The organism is Brevibacillus sp. FIR094, from assembly GCF_050477165.1.
In the GTDB taxonomy this organism is placed as follows: Bacteria; Bacillota; Bacilli; order Brevibacillales; family Brevibacillaceae; genus Brevibacillus.
Genome location: NZ_JBEAES010000015.1, coordinates 52,562 through 74,969, shown reverse-complemented (window position 1 = coordinate 74,969; position 22,408 = coordinate 52,562). Strand labels below are relative to the sequence as shown.

20 protein-coding genes, 1 other RNA gene and 4 pseudogenes are annotated in these 22,408 nt (G+C 42.0%); 17 read left to right on the top strand and 8 right to left on the bottom strand.

Annotated elements, in window-relative coordinates; genetic code table 11:
- The first annotated feature begins 88 nt into the window (after positions 1 to 88).
- Complete coding sequence (locus ACQ5DJ_RS15380; protein ID WP_429843232.1) at positions 89 to 1,498, top strand: MDR family MFS transporter; 1,410 nt, start codon at positions 89 to 91, stop codon at positions 1,496 to 1,498.
- Positions 1,499 to 1,500: 2 nt separating this feature from the next.
- Here ACQ5DJ_RS15380 and ACQ5DJ_RS15375 read toward each other — a convergent pair whose 3' ends face one another.
- Together ACQ5DJ_RS15375 and yfkAB are read right to left on the bottom strand one after the other, a co-directional pair.
- The gene (locus ACQ5DJ_RS15375) at positions 1,501 to 1,755 is read right to left on the bottom strand and encodes an alpha/beta-type small acid-soluble spore protein (protein WP_429843231.1); all 255 of its coding nucleotides are present in this window, start codon (positions 1,753 to 1,755) and stop codon (positions 1,501 to 1,503) included.
- Between the two features lie 31 nt (positions 1,756 to 1,786).
- The gene (gene yfkAB, locus ACQ5DJ_RS15370) at positions 1,787 to 2,902 is read right to left on the bottom strand and encodes a radical SAM/CxCxxxxC motif protein YfkAB (RefSeq protein WP_429843230.1); all 1,116 of its coding nucleotides are present in this window, start codon (positions 2,900 to 2,902) and stop codon (positions 1,787 to 1,789) included.
- A 78-nt stretch (positions 2,903 to 2,980) separates the two neighbouring features.
- Between yfkAB and ACQ5DJ_RS15365 the strand changes: the two genes are divergently transcribed.
- Both ACQ5DJ_RS15365 and ACQ5DJ_RS15360 read left to right on the top strand, forming a co-directional pair.
- On the top strand, positions 2,981 to 3,664 hold the full coding sequence (locus ACQ5DJ_RS15365) for a DUF1385 domain-containing protein (protein WP_429843229.1): 684 nt from the start codon (positions 2,981 to 2,983) through the stop codon (positions 3,662 to 3,664).
- A gap of 163 nt (positions 3,665 to 3,827) precedes the next feature.
- Complete coding sequence (locus ACQ5DJ_RS15360; RefSeq protein ID WP_429843228.1) at positions 3,828 to 4,547, top strand: class I SAM-dependent methyltransferase; 720 nt, start codon at positions 3,828 to 3,830, stop codon at positions 4,545 to 4,547.
- 56 nt (positions 4,548 to 4,603) lie between these two features.
- On the opposite strand, the gene ACQ5DJ_RS15355 is transcribed toward ACQ5DJ_RS15360, so the two are convergent.
- Together ACQ5DJ_RS15355 and ACQ5DJ_RS15350 are read right to left on the bottom strand one after the other, a co-directional pair.
- On the bottom strand, positions 4,604 to 5,137 hold the full coding sequence (locus ACQ5DJ_RS15355; RefSeq protein WP_429843227.1) for a gamma carbonic anhydrase: 534 nt from the start codon (positions 5,135 to 5,137) through the stop codon (positions 4,604 to 4,606).
- A 13-nt stretch (positions 5,138 to 5,150) separates the two neighbouring features.
- Positions 5,151 to 5,459, bottom strand: a complete 309-nt coding sequence (locus ACQ5DJ_RS15350) for an iron-sulfur cluster biosynthesis family protein (protein ID WP_429843226.1) — start codon at positions 5,457 to 5,459, stop codon at positions 5,151 to 5,153.
- 116 nt (positions 5,460 to 5,575) lie between these two features.
- Here ACQ5DJ_RS15350 and rnpB point away from each other — a divergent pair.
- The 3 genes from rnpB to ACQ5DJ_RS15335 all read left to right on the top strand — a co-directional run bounded on the left by rnpB (position 5,576) and on the right by ACQ5DJ_RS15335 (position 9,199).
- Positions 5,576 to 5,964, top strand: an RNA gene (gene rnpB, locus ACQ5DJ_RS15345) — RNase P RNA component class B.
- Positions 5,965 to 6,243: 279 nt separating this feature from the next.
- Complete coding sequence (locus tag ACQ5DJ_RS15340; RefSeq protein WP_429843225.1) at positions 6,244 to 8,580, top strand: S-layer homology domain-containing protein; 2,337 nt, start codon at positions 6,244 to 6,246, stop codon at positions 8,578 to 8,580.
- Between the two features lie 100 nt (positions 8,581 to 8,680).
- Complete coding sequence (locus ACQ5DJ_RS15335; RefSeq protein ID WP_429843224.1) at positions 8,681 to 9,199, top strand: MarR family transcriptional regulator; 519 nt, start codon at positions 8,681 to 8,683, stop codon at positions 9,197 to 9,199.
- Positions 9,200 to 9,638: 439 nt separating this feature from the next.
- Here ACQ5DJ_RS15335 and ACQ5DJ_RS15330 read toward each other — a convergent pair whose 3' ends face one another.
- The gene (locus tag ACQ5DJ_RS15330) at positions 9,639 to 9,875 is read right to left on the bottom strand and encodes a helix-turn-helix transcriptional regulator (protein ID WP_429843223.1); all 237 of its coding nucleotides are present in this window, start codon (positions 9,873 to 9,875) and stop codon (positions 9,639 to 9,641) included.
- A 310-nt stretch (positions 9,876 to 10,185) separates the two neighbouring features.
- Between ACQ5DJ_RS15330 and ACQ5DJ_RS15325 the strand changes: the two genes are divergently transcribed.
- The 5 genes from ACQ5DJ_RS15325 (at position 10,186) to ACQ5DJ_RS15305 (ending at position 13,392) form a co-directional block, all read left to right on the top strand.
- Positions 10,186 to 11,430 carry a DNA-binding protein gene (locus tag ACQ5DJ_RS15325; RefSeq protein WP_429843222.1) on the top strand — a complete coding sequence of 415 codons (1,245 nt, stop codon included), beginning with the start codon at positions 10,186 to 10,188 and terminating at the stop codon, positions 11,428 to 11,430.
- 120 nt (positions 11,431 to 11,550) lie between these two features.
- Entirely contained in the window at positions 11,551 to 11,700 is a 150-nt protein-coding gene (locus tag ACQ5DJ_RS15320; RefSeq protein ID WP_429843221.1) for a hypothetical protein, read from the top strand.
- Between the two features lie 293 nt (positions 11,701 to 11,993).
- Positions 11,994 to 12,143, top strand: a complete 150-nt coding sequence (locus ACQ5DJ_RS15315) for an aspartyl-phosphate phosphatase Spo0E family protein (RefSeq protein ID WP_429843220.1) — start codon at positions 11,994 to 11,996, stop codon at positions 12,141 to 12,143.
- Between the two features lie 104 nt (positions 12,144 to 12,247).
- Positions 12,248 to 12,874 (top strand): hypothetical protein, encoded by a 627-nt coding sequence (locus tag ACQ5DJ_RS15310; RefSeq protein ID WP_429843219.1) that lies wholly within the window; start codon positions 12,248 to 12,250, stop codon positions 12,872 to 12,874.
- Positions 12,875 to 13,005: 131 nt separating this feature from the next.
- On the top strand, positions 13,006 to 13,392 hold the full coding sequence (locus tag ACQ5DJ_RS15305) for a hypothetical protein (RefSeq protein WP_429843218.1): 387 nt from the start codon (positions 13,006 to 13,008) through the stop codon (positions 13,390 to 13,392).
- A gap of 352 nt (positions 13,393 to 13,744) precedes the next feature.
- On the opposite strand, the gene ACQ5DJ_RS15300 is transcribed toward ACQ5DJ_RS15305, so the two are convergent.
- Positions 13,745 to 14,206 (bottom strand): GNAT family N-acetyltransferase, encoded by a 462-nt coding sequence (locus tag ACQ5DJ_RS15300; RefSeq protein ID WP_429843217.1) that lies wholly within the window; start codon positions 14,204 to 14,206, stop codon positions 13,745 to 13,747.
- Between the two features lie 82 nt (positions 14,207 to 14,288).
- Between ACQ5DJ_RS15300 and ACQ5DJ_RS15295 the strand changes: the two genes are divergently transcribed.
- The 3 genes from ACQ5DJ_RS15295 (at position 14,289) to ACQ5DJ_RS15285 (ending at position 19,085) form a co-directional block, all read left to right on the top strand.
- Positions 14,289 to 15,113, top strand: coding sequence for a MerR family transcriptional regulator (locus tag ACQ5DJ_RS15295; RefSeq protein WP_429843216.1), 825 nt, complete (start codon positions 14,289 to 14,291; stop codon positions 15,111 to 15,113).
- 314 nt (positions 15,114 to 15,427) lie between these two features.
- Entirely contained in the window at positions 15,428 to 17,242 is a 1,815-nt protein-coding gene (locus ACQ5DJ_RS15290; RefSeq protein WP_429843215.1) for a PucR family transcriptional regulator, read from the top strand.
- A gap of 103 nt (positions 17,243 to 17,345) precedes the next feature.
- The gene (locus tag ACQ5DJ_RS15285) at positions 17,346 to 19,085 is read left to right on the top strand and encodes an amidohydrolase (protein WP_429843214.1); all 1,740 of its coding nucleotides are present in this window, start codon (positions 17,346 to 17,348) and stop codon (positions 19,083 to 19,085) included.
- A 192-nt stretch (positions 19,086 to 19,277) separates the two neighbouring features.
- Here ACQ5DJ_RS15285 and ACQ5DJ_RS15280 read toward each other — a convergent pair.
- Both ACQ5DJ_RS15280 and ACQ5DJ_RS15275 read right to left on the bottom strand, forming a co-directional pair.
- A pseudogene (locus ACQ5DJ_RS15280) lies at positions 19,278 to 19,401 on the bottom strand (IS256 family transposase); the annotation flags it as partial.
- A 15-nt stretch (positions 19,402 to 19,416) separates the two neighbouring features.
- Positions 19,417 to 19,629, bottom strand: a pseudogene (locus ACQ5DJ_RS15275) (MFS transporter); the annotation flags it as partial.
- Positions 19,630 to 19,645: 16 nt separating this feature from the next.
- On the opposite strand from ACQ5DJ_RS15275, the pseudogene ACQ5DJ_RS15270 reads away from it, so the two are divergent.
- The 3 genes and pseudogenes from ACQ5DJ_RS15270 to ACQ5DJ_RS15260 form a co-directional block, all read left to right on the top strand.
- Positions 19,646 to 19,852, top strand: a pseudogene (locus tag ACQ5DJ_RS15270) (MFS transporter); the annotation flags it as partial.
- Positions 19,853 to 19,936: 84 nt separating this feature from the next.
- Positions 19,937 to 20,371: pseudogene (locus tag ACQ5DJ_RS15265) on the top strand (recombinase family protein); the annotation flags it as partial.
- A 274-nt stretch (positions 20,372 to 20,645) separates the two neighbouring features.
- On the top strand, positions 20,646 to 22,358 hold the full coding sequence (locus tag ACQ5DJ_RS15260) for a methyl-accepting chemotaxis protein (RefSeq protein WP_429843213.1): 1,713 nt from the start codon (positions 20,646 to 20,648) through the stop codon (positions 22,356 to 22,358).
- Positions 22,359 to 22,408: the final 50 nt, after the last annotated feature.

Sequence of the window (22,408 nt, the reverse complement as noted above, 5' to 3'; positions counted from 1 at the left end):
ACTCATCGGAAAGAAAAAGTCTACTCTTTTTTTGAAAATTCCCTTATATTTTTGGAGCTCTGATCAACTGACTTCAAAAAGGGGAGTGATGGAGTTGAAAAAGGAAAAGCGTCGCGTAGGATTGGTTACGAGTGGAGTGCTGATGGGACTAGTCTTGTCATCGTTGGATCAGACGATTGTATCAACAGCCATGCCCACAATTACCAAAGAGCTGGGAGGTCTATCTCTTTATAGCTGGGTGTTCGCCATTTATATGCTCACATCGACCACGAGCATGCCCATCTATGGGAAAATGGCGGACTTGTTTGGACCGAGAAAAATGTATGTGATCGGTTTGTTTCTTTTTCTCGTGGGATCTCTCCTGTGCGGTATGGCTAATTCCATGACGGGTCTTATTGTCGCGAGAGGAGTTCAAGGGTTGGGTGCTGGGGCATTAATGCCAGTTGCGTTTATTATTGTGGGTGAGCTGTATCCACCCGAAAAGAGAGGCAAATTTCAAGGCCTTTTCGGAGCTGTTTTTGCCATGACGAGTATACTGGGCCCTTCGTTGGGAGGAATTCTCGTGGAGCATTTGCCGTGGGGCTGGATCTTCTTTATAAACCTACCTATCGGTATCGCTGCCTTTTTGATCATTGCTATAGCCTTTCATGATCAGCGGCACTACGATAAGAAGCCTGTGATTGACTGGTATGGGGCGACTAGCTTGAGTGCCGCCATCATTCTCATCCTGCTGTCCCTTGTCATGGAGGGGAGAGAATACAAGATTGGGTTAGGGGGAGTGGGTATCATACTTCTCGGCTTGTTCATCTGGATTGAAACCAAAGCAAAGGAGCCCCTGCTTCCGCTTTCCTTATTTCGCATTCCGGTCATTGGATATGGCAATCTCGTGGGCTTCTTTGTGAGTGCCGCTTTGTTCGGTGCCATCGCATATATCCCTTTGTTCGTCCAAGGGGTACGCGGTGCGAGTCCCTCAGAGGCTGGATTCCTTTTAGTACCACTCATGCTGTCCGCAGCGATTTCTTCGACGGTTGGGGGAAAATGGATGGCAAAAGCTTCATTTCGGGCGATTCTAATTCCCAGCTTAATCATCATGGCGACAGGCTTTTTCCTTTTGAGCACAATTGATGGAGAGACAACCAACACACAGCTCGTCAGCTACATGATTGTCACAGGTCTAGGCATGGGGGCCATCTATCCGGCACTCGGTACAGCCGCACACAGCGCTGTAAAACCGCAAGACCGGGGTGTAGCCATGTCGACATCGCAATTATTTCGTTCCATTGGGGGGACGATTGGAGTCAGCGTGTTTGGAACCATTGTAGAATGGCGGATGCGGGAAGGAATGGTGTTTAGTGAAGCTATGCACGGTGTCTTTGTCACTGGATTGATTCTGATTGGAATGAGTTTGATTGCCAGTGTCCTACTCGGCAATACTCGATTGCTCGACAAAGAACCCCGCCATTCGCATACATCAAATAGCGGGGTTCCCAAACAATAGGATCACGGTTTTTTATTTATGCCTTCCATTGCCATCCGAACCATTTCTCTGACCATACTGCCGCCCAAGCGTCCTCCGATTCGACCAGCATCGTGAGAGGTTAACTGTCCATTGTAGCCAGGCTGCAATGGAACGTGAATTTCTTCTGCGACCTCGAATTTGGCCTGCGCGGGATCAGCAACGTGTGCAACCTGCGCTTTTAGGGCGTCCAGTCCTTTTCTCGCCTCGGGGACGAGAGGGCGTTTGCGTCTGCTCATGGTAGATCACCTCACGCCCTAGTGTGCCCAATTAGACGAATGCTTTGCGCAGAGTAAAATCAGTCTCCTGGTAGTAAGTATTAGCAACGAGCAGGTTAGGTCCTGCACATCCAGCAGCAGGGCAAAAGCAATTAATCTTCTGATTCAGCGTGTGTTCTTGCCATTTTTCAAACATCGACTGGAGCTGATCGGTTTGAATATTGCCCAATGGCTCTACATCCCCGAAATCAGTCACGATGACCTCACCGGTGAAAATGTTGATGTTAAGACGATTGCGACCATCTGGATCATTGCGAGTTGTCACATTTTTCGCTGAGCGTAGTCTGCTGATCAATTCCCTATCTGCCACTTCAGAACTACAAGCGAAAAACGGAAGCGTCCCGAAAAGCATCCACAGATCTTCATTGCGTACATCGAGCATCCGATGAATGGCTTGACGAAGCTCATCGAGTGAAAGTACATCCAGATCACGAGCAAAATCACTCGCGTACATCGGGTGTACCTCATGTCGCTTGCTACCCATCTCCTGAATCTGACGGTGGAGAGTATCAAGCTTTGTCCATGTGCGATGATTCAGCATCGTTTCGGCTGAGACAAATACACCTGCCTCCGAGAGCTTGCGAGCATTTTCCATCATCTCTAGAAACTGTGCTTCCGCTCTTTTGATTGAAACCGGCTGCCGTGCTTTTGCGTAAACAATATCATGGAATTCTTCGGGAGTAGACCAGTTCCACGAAATATGCATGACGTCGATGTATGGCAGGATCAACTCATACCGAGAAAACGGCATGGACATGTTGGAGTTGATTTGCGTCCGCAGCCCACGATCTGCTGCATATTGTAGAATAGGCGCGATCACAGTTTTCACGGTGCGCTCGCTGTACATCGGTTCTCCGCCTGTTATACTGATAGTAAGCAGATCTTTTGCTTCATCGAGACGACGGAGTATGAGATCGACAGGAAGAGCGGGATCGTCTTTGTATCGCAATGTATCACCAACCGCGCAATGCTCACAGCGGAGATTGCACAGATTCGTTACAGTAAACTCGACGCTGGTAAGTTTATAGGCGGGGGGTGTCGCATTGAACAACGGCTCCCATGGATCGTGTAAAGGTGTTAATGGTGTAGTTGGAACCATGCGGATCAATTGTGGAAACCTCCTTCATTCTGCGTACAACTCAACCTATTATAACGACATTAGGGCGGAAGGAGAATAGTTAACGAGATGATTATGGGGATGTCTTTTGGACGCGGTGTGCTTTTTCATGATCGTAATGTGCTGGCTTGCGCAGAAGTAAAAGACGGCGTGATTCACATGTGGGCGGAAAAAATCACATTGAAAACGATAGGGAAGCTCTGGTATCGAATATTTTTCTCCTTTCCGTGGTACTATCAATTGTTTCACCTCCTGCTTGCTGGTTATGTACTGGCAGCGATCGTGAAGCCTGACTGGGCCTTCATCGATCCGATGTGGGTAGCTATATACATCGCAGGCTTTCACTTCGTTTTTCCGAGAATGATGAAAAAATTTCACGGTGCGGAACATAAAGTGTTTAGCTATGGGGGTAAGAAGTCGCTTGCAGCACTGAAAGAGATTCAACGGGCAGATATCGTGAATGACGGTTGCTCGACGAATCTAGTCGTGTGGTTTTTTATGGGGTTTATTTTGTCCGTATTCTTTTTACCCTTAGAATGGAGTGTCGCATGCGGGGTAGCAGGACTTCTTGTTGGCATGCTCGGGGATCGTTACGTGCGTAAATACTTCGGTTTTCTTTACAAGCTATCGGCTTTCTTTCAAAAATACAGCACGACCAAAGAACCGGATCGTCTTCATTTAGAGACAGCGATCCGCTCGTATATGCTTTTTGAGCACATTCGCGAAGTGGATCGATTGCAGAATGCTTCGTAACGAAAAAGCGGTGTTTCCACTATGGATACGCCGCTTTTTTGTTCCATGCACAGGTTAGTTGCGTCATTGAATCCTGAAAAGTATTTTGGTAATATTTGCTCAACTCATCCCTTTTCCTTTGAAAAGGGATGGAGGAATATGAGATGAGGAGAGCTGAGACGAGATGAGAAAAGAACAGGATGTAGGGGTGTACGAGCAAGTGGGAGTGGCCATGACATGTCGTTCCTATCAAGAGTATGTGGATATGTTTTCACTTACGGACGAAATCTTGGCGATGGGACCGATCTTGGATGTCGGGGCAGGAGCGTCCTCCTTTACAGCGGAGGCATGCCAACAAGGACGAGAGGCAATCGCAGTCGATCCGCTCTATCAAATGAAGCCTGAAGAGATTTATACGAAGGGGAAGCGAGAGATCGAGGAGTCGACGCAAAAGCTGGCTGGAATCGCACATACCCTTTATTGGGAATATTACGGCTCGCTTGGCCAGCATCATCAAAATAGAGAAAGATCACTGGAGCAATTCATTACCGCGTACCGTGCCGATGAAGGCATCGGTAAAAGATTCGTCGCAGGCTTGCTGCCGGAATTGCCTTTTGCAGGCGATCAATTTTCTCTGGTGCTTGGCAGTCATTTTTTGTTTTTGTACCAGCAACAGTTCGATGAACAATTTCACCTGAACGCGATCAAGGAATTGCTGCGAGTTTGTCAGCCTGGCGGTCGAATTAGACTCTATCCGTTAATCGGATTGGATCGCAAACCATATAGCAAGCTGCCAATGCTCATGGAAGAACTACAACGGTTCGGTCATACAGCCAGTCTGCAAGCGACAAGCTTTCGGTTTTTAGTGGGCGCTACGCATTACTTGGAAATTCGCAAATCATAAAAAAAACAGGGAGGATAGAAGGGGCACATGCGCCTTCGACCTCCCTGTTCCTTTTCCTATTCCCGTTCTAGCGGGCTTTCTTCCAGTAGGCGATACATCTTTCCTTTATCCACATACGATTGGCGAATGCGTACGAATTCTTTCAAGTCTGCCTCGTTAAGTTCGCGTTTTACTTTCGCTGGATTGCCGACAACAAGTGAGCGAGGTGGCACCTTCATGCCTGGAGGAACAAGTGCACCCGCAGCAACCATCGCATCTTCCCCGATTTCCGCACGATCCAAAACAATCGCGCCCATTCCAATCAATGCGCCGCGTCGTACCACGCAGCTATGTAGAACGGCATTATGTCCAACGGTCACCTCGTCTTCGAGGATCAACGGGTTGTTCGGACTTTGATGCAGGGTGCTGTTGTCTTGCACACTGACGCGTTTTCCAATGACGGTTGGAGCGATGTCCCCACGGATCACGGTGTTGTACCAAATAGAAGAATCCTCACCGATTTCGACATCGCCAGAAACGACGGAGCCTTTTGCCAGGAAAACAGTAGGGTGAATCTTCGGTTTGATGTTTTCAAATGATAAGAGCAGCATAGTAACCTCCTAATCAATGAGTAAGCGAGCAATCTGTTTGCATCGGGTGCGGATGGAAAATGGAGAAGCGGCCAGTTGCAGGATCGCAGTCGATGACTGTCCCGGAGAGCTTGTCTATCTCATGCGTTTGATAAAAGAAATGAATCCCACTAATATTTTGGACAATATCGTGTTTGTCCGCTTCCGTAATGGCGATGCTATATGTATAGCTACCACAACCTGTCGTAGTCGGGACGAGTCTGATTCCGAGCTGTTCCGCATCCGATTCTTCCGCGATCATTTGTGCAAGACGTACTGCCGCAGTTGGAGTAATGGTTATCATCGTCCTACCTCCTTGTAGCCATTTCTATTGTACTACAAATGGACCTTCCAAATCCTGCTTGTTGACCAGGTACAAGGCATGTGATAGAGTAAATGTTACTGATTCTGATGTGCAGGAAATGTGGGTAGTCGCTGCCGCAATCGTTTCGACGGTTGGCGGTAGAGGAAAGTCCAGGCTCGCCCAGGCTGAGATGCCTGGAGTGTTCGTACCTGGTGCAAGCCAGGGCAGTGAGGTGCAAGCCTTGCTGACGGCGTGGAAAAGGCTCTCTCTGAGGCCCGAGTACGCTGAAAGTGCCACAGAAACGTAGCTTTTCTGGCGACAGAAAAGATGGAACGCGGTAAACCCTGCGAGCGAGAAACCCAAATTAGGTAGGGGAACCGTCCTGAAGGAATCAAACGGAAAGGACGGATGGTATCTTCGGATGCCATAGATAGATGGCTACCGCTCTTGGTGCGAGGGATTACCCCGCTTGAAGCACGGGAGAGACAGAACCTGGCTTATAGCATTTCCTGCTGGAATGAAACGTAAAACCACCTGAGATTTCAGGTGGTTTTTTTACGTTCTGCGAAATATCGTGAACCCGCTACCTATCAATGTTTGAAGAACAGTGGAATGATTTACCGTGAACAAGCTCTGAAACTTTTCCGGGAATCTTGTCGTCTAAAAAGAGCATTCGGCCGAAGAAAACAGTTCTACTGTGGACTATTCCATCATTTCTTCAAATGGGAGTGTCTGCTGGAGAGAATGAACTGATAAAACTGTTACATTGATGGAGGGGTTTATTTTGCAAAAAGCAAAGAATCGAGCAAGCAAAGATTTCAAAAAGTTATTAGCGACAGCGGTTCTGGCAGGTTCACTTGCGTTGCCGGGTACAGGATGGGCTGCTACGGCACTGCCATTCTCTGACGTATCAGGAAACGTAAATAAAGACGCGATTCTAAAATTGAATTATGCAGGTGTGTTAAAAGGATATACCGATGGCACGTTCAAGCCGAATAAAGAAGTGACGAGAGCGGAGTTCGCCAAAGTTGCGGTACTGGCACTCGGGTACACAGATGCGCAAGCAAAGCTTTTGCAAGGAAAAACAGTCTTTAAAGACCTGCCTGCAGATCACTGGGCGACAGGTTATATCAATCTTGCCGTATCGCAAGGCATTATCAAGGGCTATCCAGATGGCACCTTCAAACCGAATCACAATGTAAAAATTGCGGAAGCGTTGACTGTCTATGTTCAAGGCTTGAAAATTGACGTTCGTCCATCAGCATCAAGCGAGTGGTACATCCCTTACTTGCTGGAAGCGGACAGAGCAGGTATCTACGATGCAAAAGAAACACCGACAGCAGCAGCTCCGCGTGATATCGTCGCGAAGTATACTGATCGCTTTATGGAAACGCCTGTATACGCAAACGGCGCATACTACGACAAAGATGGCAATGCAAAAGGAACCATTCAGAAGCTGCCAGTAGTGAAGGGCGCAATTGCTTCGTATGACAAGTCTGACAAAAAGCTGAAACTAGTCGGACAAAACAAAGAAATCGAAATTGCTGATTCCGCGCAAGTATACGGCAATCTGGTCGTAGGCGCGCAAGTAGAATACGTTACGAAAAATGGCCGAGTGGCTTTTCTCACCGTTGTTACTTCTGACTCTGAAATCGTCGAAGGAATCGTGAAGACTGGCCTTAATTTTACAACGGCTGTAGGCGATGAGAAGAAATTTAAGGCAATCGTCAATGGAAGAGAAGTCATTTTGGAAGTAGAAGATGGCGTAAATGTAAGCCGTTCTCACATCGGTCAAAAGTTTGTGGCAGTCGTTGGCGACAATGGCAAGATCAAGTCCATCACGATTAGCGACAACACGACAAAAGGAATTGTGGAAAAAGTATCATCCGTGAGCGGTTCCAACTCGAAGAAAGAGCTGAGAGTAGACGGCACGACCTATGTTCTGGATTCCAAAGCAACGATCAAAGGCAAAGCGCATCCAGAGGCAAAAGAAACAAGTGCTTCTTTCTCTGACATCGAAAAAGATGACTTAGTCGAGCTGACACTCAACGTGGACGGCAAAGTATCTGAGCTAGTATACACGAAGCTGAGCTTCACAGATACAATCACCGTTGATACAGACAAAAACCGGATTCGCGTTGGTAGCGTTAATTACGAGGTGCATGAAGATACCGAGTTGTTCGTAGACGAAGACGAAGTAGATGAACTGGATGAGTTGACGAGCGGTCAAATTGCCGTTCTTACGTTTGACAAGAATGGAAATCTGATCAAAGTAGAGCAGGGTGTAGGTGCAGCTACGAACAAGCAGGTCTCAGACACGACCGCGTATCAAGCAGGAAAACTGGCAACTGTGAAAATCGACGGGAAAATCTACGACATCTTGACCAATGCGAAGCTGACTGTAGATGGCAGCTCCGTATCACCAACGACAATTAAAACCGATCAGTTTAATGACCACCGTATCCTTACGTGGAAATACAACGTTGGTACGAATGACATTGTGGAGCTGGCTTTGGAAAAGCAAACCGTAAAAGGATACGTGACGAAAAAATCCGGTTCCAAAATTACCGTGAACGGGAAAGTGTATGAGCTCTTGTCCGGCGTCACGATTGACAGCGATGCAGCTTCCAACGACAACGAGTACACGCTGACACTGAACAACGCTGGCAAAGTAAAGGCCATTACTGGTGCACCTAGGAAAGTAAGTGGCGTGGTTGATTCTGTTGAGGTTCGTAACGATGACGGGAAGGTCACTTCCGCGAAAGTAGAGGTGAACGGCAAGACGTATGATGTAACGGATGAGGATGCGATTGAAGACGTCGATCAATTTGAGTACGTGACATTGACCCTTGATCGTGACGGCGATGTCATTGCTGCTTCCGTCAGTGGAAAACTGGCGAAGGAAAACGTGCGTTTCGTCGGAATTGAATCCCGTGTGAACAAAGACAAATACGTATTCTTCGATGACGTATCGACGAGCTTGAAGATGACGGAAAACGCGAAAATCAAATACTACAACGGTAATGACTTGAAAGAAAGCGATCTTTCCTCTAAAGACAAAGTGGATTTGTGGACAAATGATCAAGGTCATGTATATGTGATTGTCGTAGCTAAACGATAAGAAAATAGAAAAAGGCGATCTCTTACTCGATTCGAGAAGGGGTCGCCTTTTCATTTGTCCACATAGTCTTTACTAAGTATTTAATTGAAAAAGATTTTCAATGAAAAGAGGATGTGTTATATTCGGATATTTTCGCGAAAACACAGACCTTTCCAAGCAGCGGATCATACAGCTTTACATTCAGCTAGTTACGCAGCAAGAGCTGCGAGAAAGCAAATTGACTGCGCGTATGGCAGAAGAGATGCTGAAGCTGGAATCCGAGATGGGAATCAAACTAAACCTTACGCTATCCGAAATTCATTTCATTGCGTGTATCGGGGATCATGGTCCCATCAACGTCACCACGATTTCGGAAAAAGTCAATTTAACGAAAGGGTCCATAACGAGGATCAGCAAGAAGTTATGGAAGCTTGATTTAATTAAAAGGCAACAGCTGGTTGATAATAAGAAAGAAGTGTACTATCGGCTAACCGCAAAGGGACAAAAGCTGTATAAAATTCATCACCGGATGCATCAGGACATTGAACAGCGATTTATGAGCTTTCTGGATAAATACTCACCGGAGAAATTAGCATTTTCCCGCGAACTGCTGGAGGACTTGCTGGATTGGGATTTCTAAAATCGAAAAACAAAGGGGCGCCATTACACGGATGGGGCCCTTTTCATTGCCTCGGGGTCCGCTTGACAAATGAAACGGTTTGTATCGTTGATCTAGTAACATGGGTTCAAGAAACATAATTATCACCTAGAATTATTTTAGCATCACCATAATGCGAGTAGTACAGGATGATAGAGTAGGCATAGCAAAGTTCTTATTGGATAGAGGAGGAAACCCGAATATTTAGACTTCTTATAGCCATATTATCCATCCACTCATATGACTCAGTTGGAAGAAGCAAGAAGGAGGGGGAAATCCAGAAATGATTGATTTGTCCGAAGAATATCTCCGTGAACAGAACTCTCGGTAATGAAAAAGCCGAATTACCCCACGGTAATCCGGCTTTTTTTGCTTATTTAACCTTAGCGTTGAGAATTTGCACTTCTCAAAGGGTACCCTCTTAGTTAGGTTCACGTCTGTCTTTCCACTCGTCAACTTCTCTTGGATCGATGTCGAGGACTTCGCAAATATGTAGCGCAATCGTAACAGTGGGAACGGTAATCCCGTATTCTATGTTCTGATAATGTTTCAAGGACACGTTTATGATCCTGCTTATTTTTTCCTGTGATAATTTCTTTTCTATTCGCGCATCTTTTAGTTTCAAATCTGGGAAGCTCTCCTTGATTCGTTTACTCATATGTTAAACTGTTAACAATTTTTAATCACCCATAATATTTGGCGAATTAAAATACACGTAATATACTTACTGTGATTACCAAGTATTTACATTTTAAGAACCTAATCTGTTTGTTTCTATTAACTAAAATGAAAGTGGAATGAAATTTCATAGAAGGATGTGAACTGCATGCATGAGCAATTACATTGACGGAATCACAAACAAGTTAAAAAGGATTTAATGGTAAATATTTACAAATACTTATGGCAGTTGTAAAATACGAGAAGTCGAGTGTTTCTTATGTACATGACTAAGAGGGATTTCTTTTAGTATGGAAACAAGAAAAACAATACAAAAATCGATACGCTCTGAAATTGATAGAAATATAAAAGAGAACGGATATACACTTAGTAAAATCAGTGAATTGAGTGGTGTTAATCCTGGACATTTGAGTGAGATCCTAAATAGCAATCCACCACGTGCTATTACAATTGGTCAGCTTGACACGTTGGCTAAAGTTTTTGAAAAGGCTCCTGGTTGGTTATACGAGTTGTACCCGGAAGAGTGTATAGCCGAGGAAAAAATCTCGCGGCCACGTTTGATCCCTTATTTGGTTCGATGTGCCGAGCTTGGCCGTCAGGATTGTATTGAAGCGGTTGTCTCCAGATTACTAGAGAACTCTAAAAACGTTTCCATTCTCTTCACTGTTGCAGAGCAATTATATCAAAATGGTGGAAAGGCTATGTCAGTCCCCTTTTATCAGCTAGTGATTGAAACTGAAAAAGATAGTCATTCGGATCACTTTCTAATAAGTCAATATCGGTTATTTCGAGCGTTACAAGGTACAAACCCTGAAGACAACTGGAAAGCGGTCATACGGTTCGAACCCTATCGGAACAGATTGTCCGAACATCACCAATTGGACGCGTTGCTACATCTAGCCAATGCGTGCTACATGTTGCAGAAGTGGAAAGATGTTGAAAAATATGCTGACGAATTACGGACACTAGCGAATGCAGTCTATCAGGATCTACTACGCAAGAAAGAGAGCGGTAAAACGGATGAAATGTTACACAAGGAACGTCATCTAGTTGTGTACTATGGTCAAAGCTCCTTGTTAAAAGGAGTTGCTCTGACAATGCAAGAACAATATGAAGAAGCGGAAAAATACGTGATCGAATATACTGATCTTACTTGGTTTGAACTGTTAGATGAGATAGGGCATAAAGAAGTAAAGAAATTCAATGTCTGGGGCAGGGCTAACTTATATGGACTTAGCTTGAAGAAGGGAAACGTGAATATCCTCTCAGAGTACGTTGATTTCTTAAAGGAACATCCAAATGAAATTCTCCCTGGCATGTTGACCATCATCGAAGCAGCTAATAAACATAATTTTTGTATAGATGAGCTATTACATCGTTTTTCTGCTAATCTATCCAGCTTTCATGAGGAGCAGAACCCAATAAATTTCAGCCAAAGTTTTCACTTTTGGGATCAAAAGACTGAATATGAATTTAGAAAAAGGAAACACGTCTCAAGCGATAGATCAGTTACTCCTGTGCCTGGATTTATCTGACAAAATGACCTATCACCAAGGATTTAAACGTTGTGTCACAAAGTTTTGGAAACACTTGCCACACGCAACAAATGAGCAAAAAGATCACTATCAAGCCATTTTAGAAGGGAGAGTGTGAGTATGAAGAGATTATTTGTTTTGTTAACCATGGCTTTGAGTTTTGGGCTATTTTCCAGCGCTGGCCAGGCTTCTATAGCAAGCGAAACGCCATCTATTTCTGCTGTTTCACCTCCTACAGTTATGCAATATCATCACGGCGTAGGAGGATAAATAGAGTTTGATAAAGGGTTCGAAAAAGCATCCCAAACAAAAAAGGGATGCTTTTGTTATTTTCCCATTTTTCTAAGAACAGCGAATTTGGGAAATTGCAGTATAGTTATAAATGTATCTATTGTAAAAAAAGGGAGGTGATAAACATAGGAGCAATTGCATATAGAAAGGGCGTTCCACCCATTCGTCAGGTTAATGGAACGCCCGCAGGAGGAGCAGATACAGCTCCTATAAGTAAATGTACCACGCTACCGTTAGATCGGGAAGGAGGAACTTATCGCGATGTAGATCATTTGAAAAACATCATTGTGGAACAATTACGGGAACAACTGGTGCAATTGTTTTTGGAGAAGAATGATTTGTTGGATGATGAAGTCGTGGAATTAAGTCAGCAATTAGATCAGTACATTCTGGTAATTCAATCAAGAATGATGCAAAAATAAGAAATAGGGTGTTATTTGAATTGAGGTAATCACAAAACGAATTGTAAATATATGTAACAATTGTTACGTGTTTAAAATTTCTGATAATATACAGGAGGGTAAAGATGAATATTAAGAAAATTTCTTTTGCAACTCTCTTACTTAGCAGTTTAGTTGTATCTGGAGCTGGTTCTGCCTTCGCAGCTCAAGGTGAGACTATTAAAATAGGTAACCTAAAAATCGTTGAACGTGTATATGAGAACCCAGTAGAGTATGATTTTACAGATGCACTTACAAAGAGTGATTCATCTAAGATTGGTCCCTTAGGCAATGATATGACTGGCAAAGTGTATGAAATGTCTAAGAAGGACCTATACAAATCAAAATCTTATGAAGCTGATATTGAAAATGATAGTAACGAAAACGATTCTTTTTCAAGAAAGGTTACAAGAAAAACCTTTTTGACCGGAAAAATAGGTCTGGAAGCCGAGACGAAAGTCAACTGGAGGATAATAGAGGGGAAAGTGGGGATTAATGCAGAAGTTTCATTTGGAGAAGAAGACATTATAGAAACAACCCACAGTTGGGTCATACCAAAGCGTACGATTACAACCGTTGAATACGGATCAAAAGCCGTAAAAACAACTGGAAACTTAAACGAATATTTTCAAGGCAGAGTAGTTGATTCTAACTACGTAAACGTCAAATATTCGTACAAAGAGTATTCTAGTAAAAAATCAAAAGATCTATGATCCGACCTCTCCAGATACTTCTCCTTCTGTTCATAGTCCTTCTTACTGGCTGTAGCGAGGCAGTAACAGTCCCTAAAGAGAAGTCATATGTAAGCGTCTACGATTATTTCGAAGAAATTACAGGGGAGAATTTGAAAACATCTGTTCTTGAGATAACAAAAAACGGCAATTCGGCAGAACTCACGTTACGAATCTTAATTTCGGAAGATTTGAGAGAAAAAATGATGCATACGGAAAAACCCATTTACTTTTCGTTTGCAGATATGCCGGGTAACGAGACCATTAAAAATTTGCTTGCTGAGACTCCTTCACTCGTTCAAATTGAGTTAAACAGTAAAGAGAGTCGGTATACGATTTCGCAACAGCTAAAGCTAAAAGAAAATTTGTCGGAAGCTGATAACCAGGCGCTATTGTCTCCTGCTAATTACCGATTTCAGGTCATAAACGAAGAAAAGCTCTCTGTTGCTAGTTTTATGGGTTTAGAATATTCGCTACTTCCTGAAGATAATAAGAAGTAGCAAATCGCTTGTTACGAATTAGAGGTTGTTTTGAAAAATGGAAAGTGGGAGCAAAGTACAAACAGGGAGGTAGCTTTTGCTATCTCCCTGTCGCTTTACTCTTTCTATCTTCCTATTGCACAAAATAAAAATTATGTGATAAATTTCAACAACTTTGGCTTTCAGTTCATGACACGGCTGCTTTTCTTTGTATATGTGGTTCATAGGGAACAACCATGAAAGCCTCACGGTTATGACCGCTTACATATTTTGCAAAGTTGTTATTGGAATACGAAGCTGATCCACTTCTTGCTACACAGTATGCCCCAGAACACCCATCCAAGTTGGCTAGTCCGATCGCAGAACTCAGTATTTATACATTGACTTTCTTCACCATGACTTTTTCACCGTTAATATCAATTTCTCCATTGAACTTGAATCCATATTTTTGATAAATACGAATGGCTTGGACATTGTCCTTAAATACACTTAAGTAAATTTTTTCACAGTTATACTGTTTGACAAGGTGCTGAATAAGGGCTTCCAATGCTTGCTTACCTAAGCCATATCCTTGATAACGGTGGTCAATAAAGTAGCGATCTAACCAAACACGTTTATCTTCTATTTCATCTTCCCTCGGGAATTCCCCGTACATCGCAAATCCAACTAATTCTTTGCCAGTATATAGCCCTGCTGGTTGATAATAGCTACATGCTTGTGCATCTTGTAAACATTTTTGAGGTGTTTCGATAAATGAGGTTTGGTCCTTTTTGACACGTAATTGCAGGATTTCTTGAACATTTTCTGGCGTTATGTCACGAATAATGATATTCATGACTATCAAACCCTTTCGCTTAAATTTATAGTAAGAAATGTACACTATATAGTAACTATATAGTCAAGAGAGGGAGGTTTATATGTCAGAGGCGACATACAAATATTTCACGACAGGGGAATTTGCGAGGCTATGTCGAGTCAATAAGCAAACAATGTTTTATTATGATGACATCGGGTTAATGTCACCAGATATTAAAAATGAGAAGGGCTATCGATTCTATTCGTATCGACAGTTTGAGTTATTTAACGTGATTGAACTATTAAAAGAGGTCGGGTTGCCCTTAAAAGAAATAAAGCCCTTTTTGGAAAACAAAACACCAGAAAACCTTGTTAGCCTTTTAGAAGATAAAGCGTCTATAATTCAGCGCAAAATTCAAAACCTGCAGCAAATCCAACAAATGATTGAAACGAAGCTTAGCTTGACCAAGGAAGCCATCAAAACGGATTTTTCATGTATTCAAATAGAAGAATTTTCGGAGGAAAAATTATTTTCCAGTGATTCCATTCTAGATTGTACGGACAGAGACTTTGTACGGGCTGTTTCTAATTTTATCGATGCGCTCCATACGTATCGGCTCGATACGGGTTATCCAATTGGAGCGATGGTTTCACGTAATCAACTATTGTCAGCAGATTACGAAAACTATTCGAATTTATATATGAAACAAACAGAAAATCATGAAGCGATAACTTACTATACAAAGCCAAAGGGGTTGTATGTGGTTGGCTATCATATTGGAAAGAGTGAGAGAATTACTACAACTTATGAAGAAATGCTTGCATATATAAAAGCCCACGAACTTCAAATCGGGGAATATTCGTATGAAGAATACGTCCTAGATGCGGTAACCAAAAATACTAGCGAAGAGTATGTGACAAAAATAATGATAGAAGTTCGAAAATAGAAGGTGTTAGGCAAAGCAGCAATACTATAAAAAGAAAGGCAGAATGGAATTCGACAATCGAGTCCTATTCTGCCTTTCTTTTTAAAACTCGGAAAATAGAGATTAATAGGAGCATTCTAGAAGTATCAGATATCGTTGAAATGCTTCAGATCGATTAGAGTCTGGCGCTTTTTTTAAACTTAATAGATAACATATAATATTTTATAGTGTTGAATTAAGTGGCAGCGTTTTGAACGATTATCAATTATGATGTTTGTGGCAACGGTGCTGGTTGGGTTCCTTTCATATTTAACTTATAGAAATGAGGGATAATATTGGACAAATGGGAGGCGATTTGGGGGCGGAATAGTATTGACGACATTGATATACACTTACGTAATACTGCGAGACACTTGCACAAACTAGAAACCGTTGATGAAGCACAGAGGTTTCTATTAGAGTCATTTTGGGATGAGTTTGTCTGTGACTACGTTGCAATTATTGAAAAATCAGAGGATGTCTTGGGTATTCGAACAAGAAGAGGAGACTCACAGAGTTTTGAGAAGAAGTTTCCATTATCGTGTTCGTCTTGTTTGGAATGCTGTTTATCTAAACCCCATTGTTCTATGGATGGTATCGAGGTATGGAAGAGTTGTGATCTGCTTAGAGAATTTGAGAATGAAGGTTTTGTTACTTGGTTTACCTTCCCAATTAAAGAAAGCGATTCTACCAGTTTTGATGTATGTCTTGTTGGGTATCAGGAGGAGGCTCCCTTGAATCTCCAAGCGGAAAAGTCATTTAGAGAATATGGCAAAGATTTTGCGATCGCAATGGAAGTAGTAAAAAACAAAGAGAAAGAAAAGCAGAAATTGAGGGCAGAACTGGAAGACAAAAATCGCTTGGAAAAACGAATGATTCACTATAAAGAATTAGTGACACAGGCTTTGGTAGGTGATGGTTACTTTGAGATTACCAAAACGCTTTCGCATTTGATTGGAAAAACGGTTATTTTATTTGATCGCTTTCTGCATCCGATATCCAGTTTTATTATAGGAGAACGTAATGAGGAGCTTGAGGAAATAGTAAGTCAGTTGAATGCAAATAGATGGAAAATAGTGCATATACCTGATCGAGAGCAGTGGCTCCAATATGGGGAAGACAATCATCTCGGCATATGGAAGGTAGTTTGTGGCAGTGAGCTATTTGGACATGTAGGAGTGAAAGCAAGTAAACAGGAATTCGATCTGGAAATACGAATGACACTGAATTACGCCTTGGATGTATATGCAATTCAGATCAAAAAGCAAAAACTTGTGGCAGATGCAAAAGAACAGGTTAAGGACGGTTTCATCCATCAACTTTTCCTGGAAAAGATTGAAGATAAAGATAAAATGATCGAATATGCCAATCTCTTTAATCTCAATCTGTTTCAACCGAATAGAATTGGTGTATTTTCTATTGAATGTAATCAGAGCGATGAGGATTTACAATTAGTAAAGTTCAAAATGACTTGGATTTGGGAAAGAATCAGAACAACATTACAACTTTTTGATCGAAATATTATCACAACACAAAAAGAGGACTGTTATGTTCTGATTGTTCCAGACCTAAAAGAAAAAGACAGCAACCTCTATTGGGAACTGATTTATCAACAAATTAGGGATGTCGTTTCATCAATCATGCAAGGGATTGATATTTTTTTAGGAATTAGTTCTCGTACGAAGACTATGGAGGACTTCCATGTTTGTTATCGTCAGGCTATTCAAGCGCTGAAGATAGTGAAAAATTGCATTTCCAACAAAAGAATCCAAAACTTTGACGATCTTGGTTCTCTTTCTATTTTATTTGATTTTAAAGAGAGTTTTGCGGTAAAACTGTTCATCAAGAAATACTTGGATCCTTTATTAACCTACGGAAATGAAAAAGGAAAAGACCTGTTTGATACATTGAGAGTGTATTTAGCCATGAACGGGAATTTAAAAGAAACGGCTGAATATCTTTTTATCCATCGAAGTTCATTGAAATATAGATTGGAAAAAATAACAGATTTATTACAGCTGGAGCTTGATGATCCTGAAGAACGGTTTAATCTCATGTTAGCCTTTAAGCTGTACGATTTATTCGAATATAGAAACATCCACCATGAATGAAAAAACTTTTTTTTTTCCTTCATGATAAACATATTTCTCTACTCATTATTTATATACAATTTTTCCTGAAGTGAATGGTAAACACGCCATGAAAGGTGATTGTATGAAGCTAAAAAAGACCCTGAAAGTTACTATCGCATCTCTCTTAATGAGTACACTGCTGTCAGGATTTGCGCAGGCAGCAACAAATCAGACGAACTCCATCGGTAAAAAGGCAGATATTATTTTGCAAAATGCAACCGTGTACACCGTTGATCAAAAACGTAGTTTTGCTGACGCCGTTGCTATAAGCGATGGGAAAATTGTTTATGTTGGCACGAACAAAGGAGTAAAGCCTTATCAAAACTCAAAGACCAGAGTGGTTAATCTTGAGGGGAAAATGGTTCTTCCTGGTTTTATTGATAGCCATTCTCATGTGACTGCAACCGTTGAAACAATCTTTTCAGTAAATCTGGTTGGAAAAAAATCGCGGGAGGATTATCTCAATACAATTAAGGAATTTGTTCAAAAGAACCCTGATCTTAAAGGCTTGAAGGGATTTGGATGGGTAAACCCTGTGTTCCCCGGAAAGGGCCCGAAAAAAGAGGATCTTGATCAAATCCTAAAAGATATACCTGTTGTTCTAACCTCAGAAGACCATCACTCGGTGTGGGTGAACTCGAAAGCTCTTGAACTGGCGGGTATTACCAAGGATAGCAAGAATCCAGAAGGGGGCGTAATTGAGCGAGACGATGTTACGGGGGAACCTACTGGTACTCTTCGTGAGACCGCTCAAGATTTGGTGATGAAGATTATTCCGGATTACTCTGAAGAAGAGTATAAAGAAGGGATTTTAGCCTATGAGAATATGGCAGCAGAAAGAGGAATTACTTCTGTCCATCTCGCACTAGCTGTTCCAGGTAGTAATGCCTTAAAAGCATTAAAGGATCTTGAAGCAGAAAACAAGCTTCAACTGAAATATCGTGTTTCCTTGGCCACTGATCCTGCCAAGGGTCCGTCTCAAGTAAAATCGTTGGTAGAAGAACGGGCAAAACTAAACGGACCTGATGTCCAGGTAAACTCGGTGAAGGTATTCATGGATGGAGTAATCGAGGGTGGGACAGCTGCGCTAATTGAACCATATATGGATAAGCACAATGCCAAACCGCAATGGGATCCTCAAGTCTTTAACGAGACGGCTGCTGCATTGGATAAAGCTGGTTTTGCGATGCACGTTCATTCTGTCGGAGATGCTGCCACAAAAGAAACCTTGGATGGTTTTGAGTACGCTGTAGAGAAGAATGGAAAAAGAGATTCCCGCCACCAGATGACTCATCTCCAAATCGTTCAGCCAAGTGACATCCAACGTTTAAGTAAATTGGGTGTAGTGGCTGTTGCCAATCCATATTGGTTCATGAAATCACCGGGGTATCATGAAAAAATTGAACTGCCTTATCTCGGAGAGGAACGGGCGAATCGTGAATATCCAATGAAAAGTCTTATCAATAGCGGAGTGAAAGTGGCCTCTGCCAGTGACTATCCGATTACTTGGGAATTTGATCCATTATATGGAATACAAGTAGGTGTCACTAGAGAGGAGTTTGGAAATACCGATCCTAAGTTAGTGCTGGGATCTGAAGAAAGAGCATCGGTTGCTGATTTGATTGCTAGTTTCACGATTAACGGTGCCTATGCCAGCTTTTCAGATAAAATCACTGGTTCCATTGAAAAAGGGAAGGAAGCAGACCTTGTTGTAATCGATAAGAATCTCTTTAAGATTCCTTCAACAGAAATTGGAAGTGCAAAAGTATTGTTGACGATGGAAGCAGGAGAAGAAACCTTCCGGGATGAGACATTAGAATAAAGATCTGCCGGGTCTGTCAAAAGTTTTGTGTAAGCACCCTGTGAAGCCAGGTGACAGTAATCCTTTATTCCCTTACATGGAAAAATCCTATTTGAAAGCAATTTTGTCAAGGGTGAGCGTCAGCGAGGCGTAGCATTTCCTTGACAAGATAGCTGGAGAAAAGCACGCTTTCTATGGGGAATGAAGGATTTTTTAACGAATGTAATCTTTGATACGATCATGATAGTACACCGACAATTGCGCAAGTTTGTCCCCAATTTTGGACACGGTCTGTCCATTTTCTGAGAACATCTATCGTAGCCAAATAGAGCATTTTTTGTCATCGGATGGGAGAATCAGGTACTAGGATACCAATTGTTAATAGATAGCCAGTAGTAAGCCACTGTGCTGTCGCCGCTGAAACATTAAACTCAGACATAATGTTTGTAAGTGCCATATTTAATGCTGTCTCACTAAATAACCCTATTAAAGCCGCAAACATAAGTACAAAAGCCATACTTTTAGGATTTCGTACTTGAATTGATGTAGACATTGGTGAAGCCATAAAATACTTCCTTTCTTTGGCACCAAGTTTCCCAGTCATATTGATAGGTCGTATAATTCAAGCTTTTGGAACAGGAATTATATTCCTGTTAATGATGAATGTGCTTTTGCTAATTTTCCTAATTCATAAACGGGGAACTGTGATGGGGGTAATGGGGCTTGTTGTTACACCAGCTCCTGCGATTTGGCCTGCATTGGCTGGTTTAATTGCTTACTCGTTGACTTGGTCGTATATATTCTGGAGTAGCTTACTATTTTATGTTGGGCTAGTGATAATTGGACTTAATCAAATTAAAGATCGAAAACGACTTCATCAACTTTTTGATGTCATCAGGAAAGGCGATACGGTTATAGTGGAGAGTATCTCCCGTTTAGGACGTAAAACATTGGATATCCTCAATATTATTCAACAGTTAGAAGAGACGGGGGTACAATTCATTTCTTTAAAAGAAAATATGGATACTAGAACCTCTACGGGCAAAGCCATGTTCCAGATGATGTGCGTCATTGCTGAATTAGAAAGAAACCTTATTGCCGAGAGAGTAAAGGAAGGACTCGAAGCAAGTAAAAAGCGTGGGAAAACATTAGGTAGACCCAAGTTGGATAAAGAAAAGCTTGCTGTTGCGCTACGTATGTATGTCAGTAAAGAATATTCTATAAGTGGGATAGTCTCAGCAACTGAAATATCTCAAGGTTCCTTATATAGAGCAGACAATAGAAGAAGGCTTGAAGAAATAAAAAAATGGGGCGTGTTTTATTATTTCTTCAATTTTACTTTGCGGTCTACAGCAGGAACCCTGTCACTAAGCCTAAAAGTCGATTTTCGCAGAACACCCTGGTTTTTCGGCGGTAATGATTCTAGTATGTATGATTAATAAATCTCCTTTGTGTAATCCACCGTATAGGATACCAAGACTATTCAAACGTTTTTAACAAATCCAACGAATATGGACAAAGATGGAATGTTCTTCTTAAATATACACTTAGGAAATTAGTGCATAAAGGAGCTAAAATGGAATGCAGTGGATAAGGGATATAAAAGTAAGAAAAAAAATAATGCTGCTCATAATAATGGCAGTTGTATTTTTAACCATGGTAGGGTTCGTCGGAGTTACATACATCAAAAGTATGGCGGAAAATTCAACTGAAATGTATGAAGATCGGATGACTTCAGTAAGATGGCTTTCTGAAATCCGACTGAATAATCGTATCGTTGAGGTAAATACATTAGGCTTAATTCTCACGAAAGATCCGAAAGAGAATGAAGAAATGAAGAAAACTATGAGCGACAGAAAGGAAGCCACCTCACAGTTATTAAAAAGCTATGAAAAAACGAAAAGGGATAAACAGGAAAACGAGATATTTGGTCAATATCAAGAGCTGCGCAGTACATACTGGGAAAATGTTGAGAAAGTAATTGATCTGGCGATGGTTAATAAAAATGATCAAGCTTACCAATATTATATTCAAAACGTTAGAGAGATTCGTACCCAGTTGAATGATTCGCTAGAGAAACTGGCGGATTACAATCAGGAAAGAGCGGAAGAACTCAATATGACAAATACCGCTTATGCAAAGAGCGCGATTACTTGGACGATTGTTCTTACAGTGGTTGCGATTGTATTATGTGCGTTTTTTGCTTTAGTCATTGGCCGCACCATTACACGTCCGCTTCACATTATGAAAGAATTGATGGCAAAAGCGGAGCAAGGCGATTTAACAGTACATGGAGAGTATCAAGCGAAAGATGAAATAGGGATGTTAACCCAATTATTTAACAATATGATGAGAAGTTTACGTAGTGTCGTCCAACAGGTAAACACAAATGCAATGGAATTATCCGCAAGCGCTGAGGAGCTATTGGCAACGGGTGAACAGGTGAAACACGCGGCAAGTCAGATCTCAATATCCATTCAAGAAGTGGCAGGAAGTGCAGAGTATCAGTTGTCTGGCGCAGATCAAGTAAATCAAGCCGTTGCAGAAATTTCCAAAGGAATGGAGCAAGCCGCATCTTCTATGCAGGATGTAGCCGATCTGACAGTAACGGCAAATCATAAGGCGACGACAGGGAACCGGGTTGTTACAGAAACAGTAGCCCAGATTGAGCTTGTTCAGCAAAAAGTGAATACAACAGCGGAAATTATCGATACGCTTGGTGAGAAGTCGAAAGAAATAGGAAGAATTGTTACGCTGATTACCGAAATCTCCAATCAAACGAACTTACTTGCCTTAAATGCAGCGATCGAAGCAGCAAGAGCGGGCGAACATGGAAAAGGGTTTGCGGTTGTAGCAGATGAAGTGCGAAAGCTGGCTGAGCAGTCAGGACAGGCATCTGAGGAAATCGGACAGTTGATTTCTGAAATTCAGTCAGAAGCAGGGCATGCAGTGCGTTCGATGGGAGAAGGAACGTCTGCTGTTCATAAAGGGATTGAGATGGTTCAGCAGGCAGGTGAAGCGTTTCATGATATTACGAAGATGGTGGAACATGTATCGGTACAATCACAAGAAGTGTCTGCGATTGTAGAAGAAGTAACGGCGAGTTCGCAGCATGTAGTGAAAATGATAAGAGGGCTTGCAGATACTTCACAGCAATCTATGACCCATACGCAAAATGTGTCTGCCGCAGCGCAAGAACAGTATGCATCGATGGAAGAAATCGCTTCTGCTATTGAAGTCGTAAGCAGAATGGCGGAAGAATTGCAGCAATCTATAACTGAGTTCAAAGCATAAAAGTACGGGAAACAGTTAAAAACCTCTTAGGTAAGCCAAGAGGTTTTTAA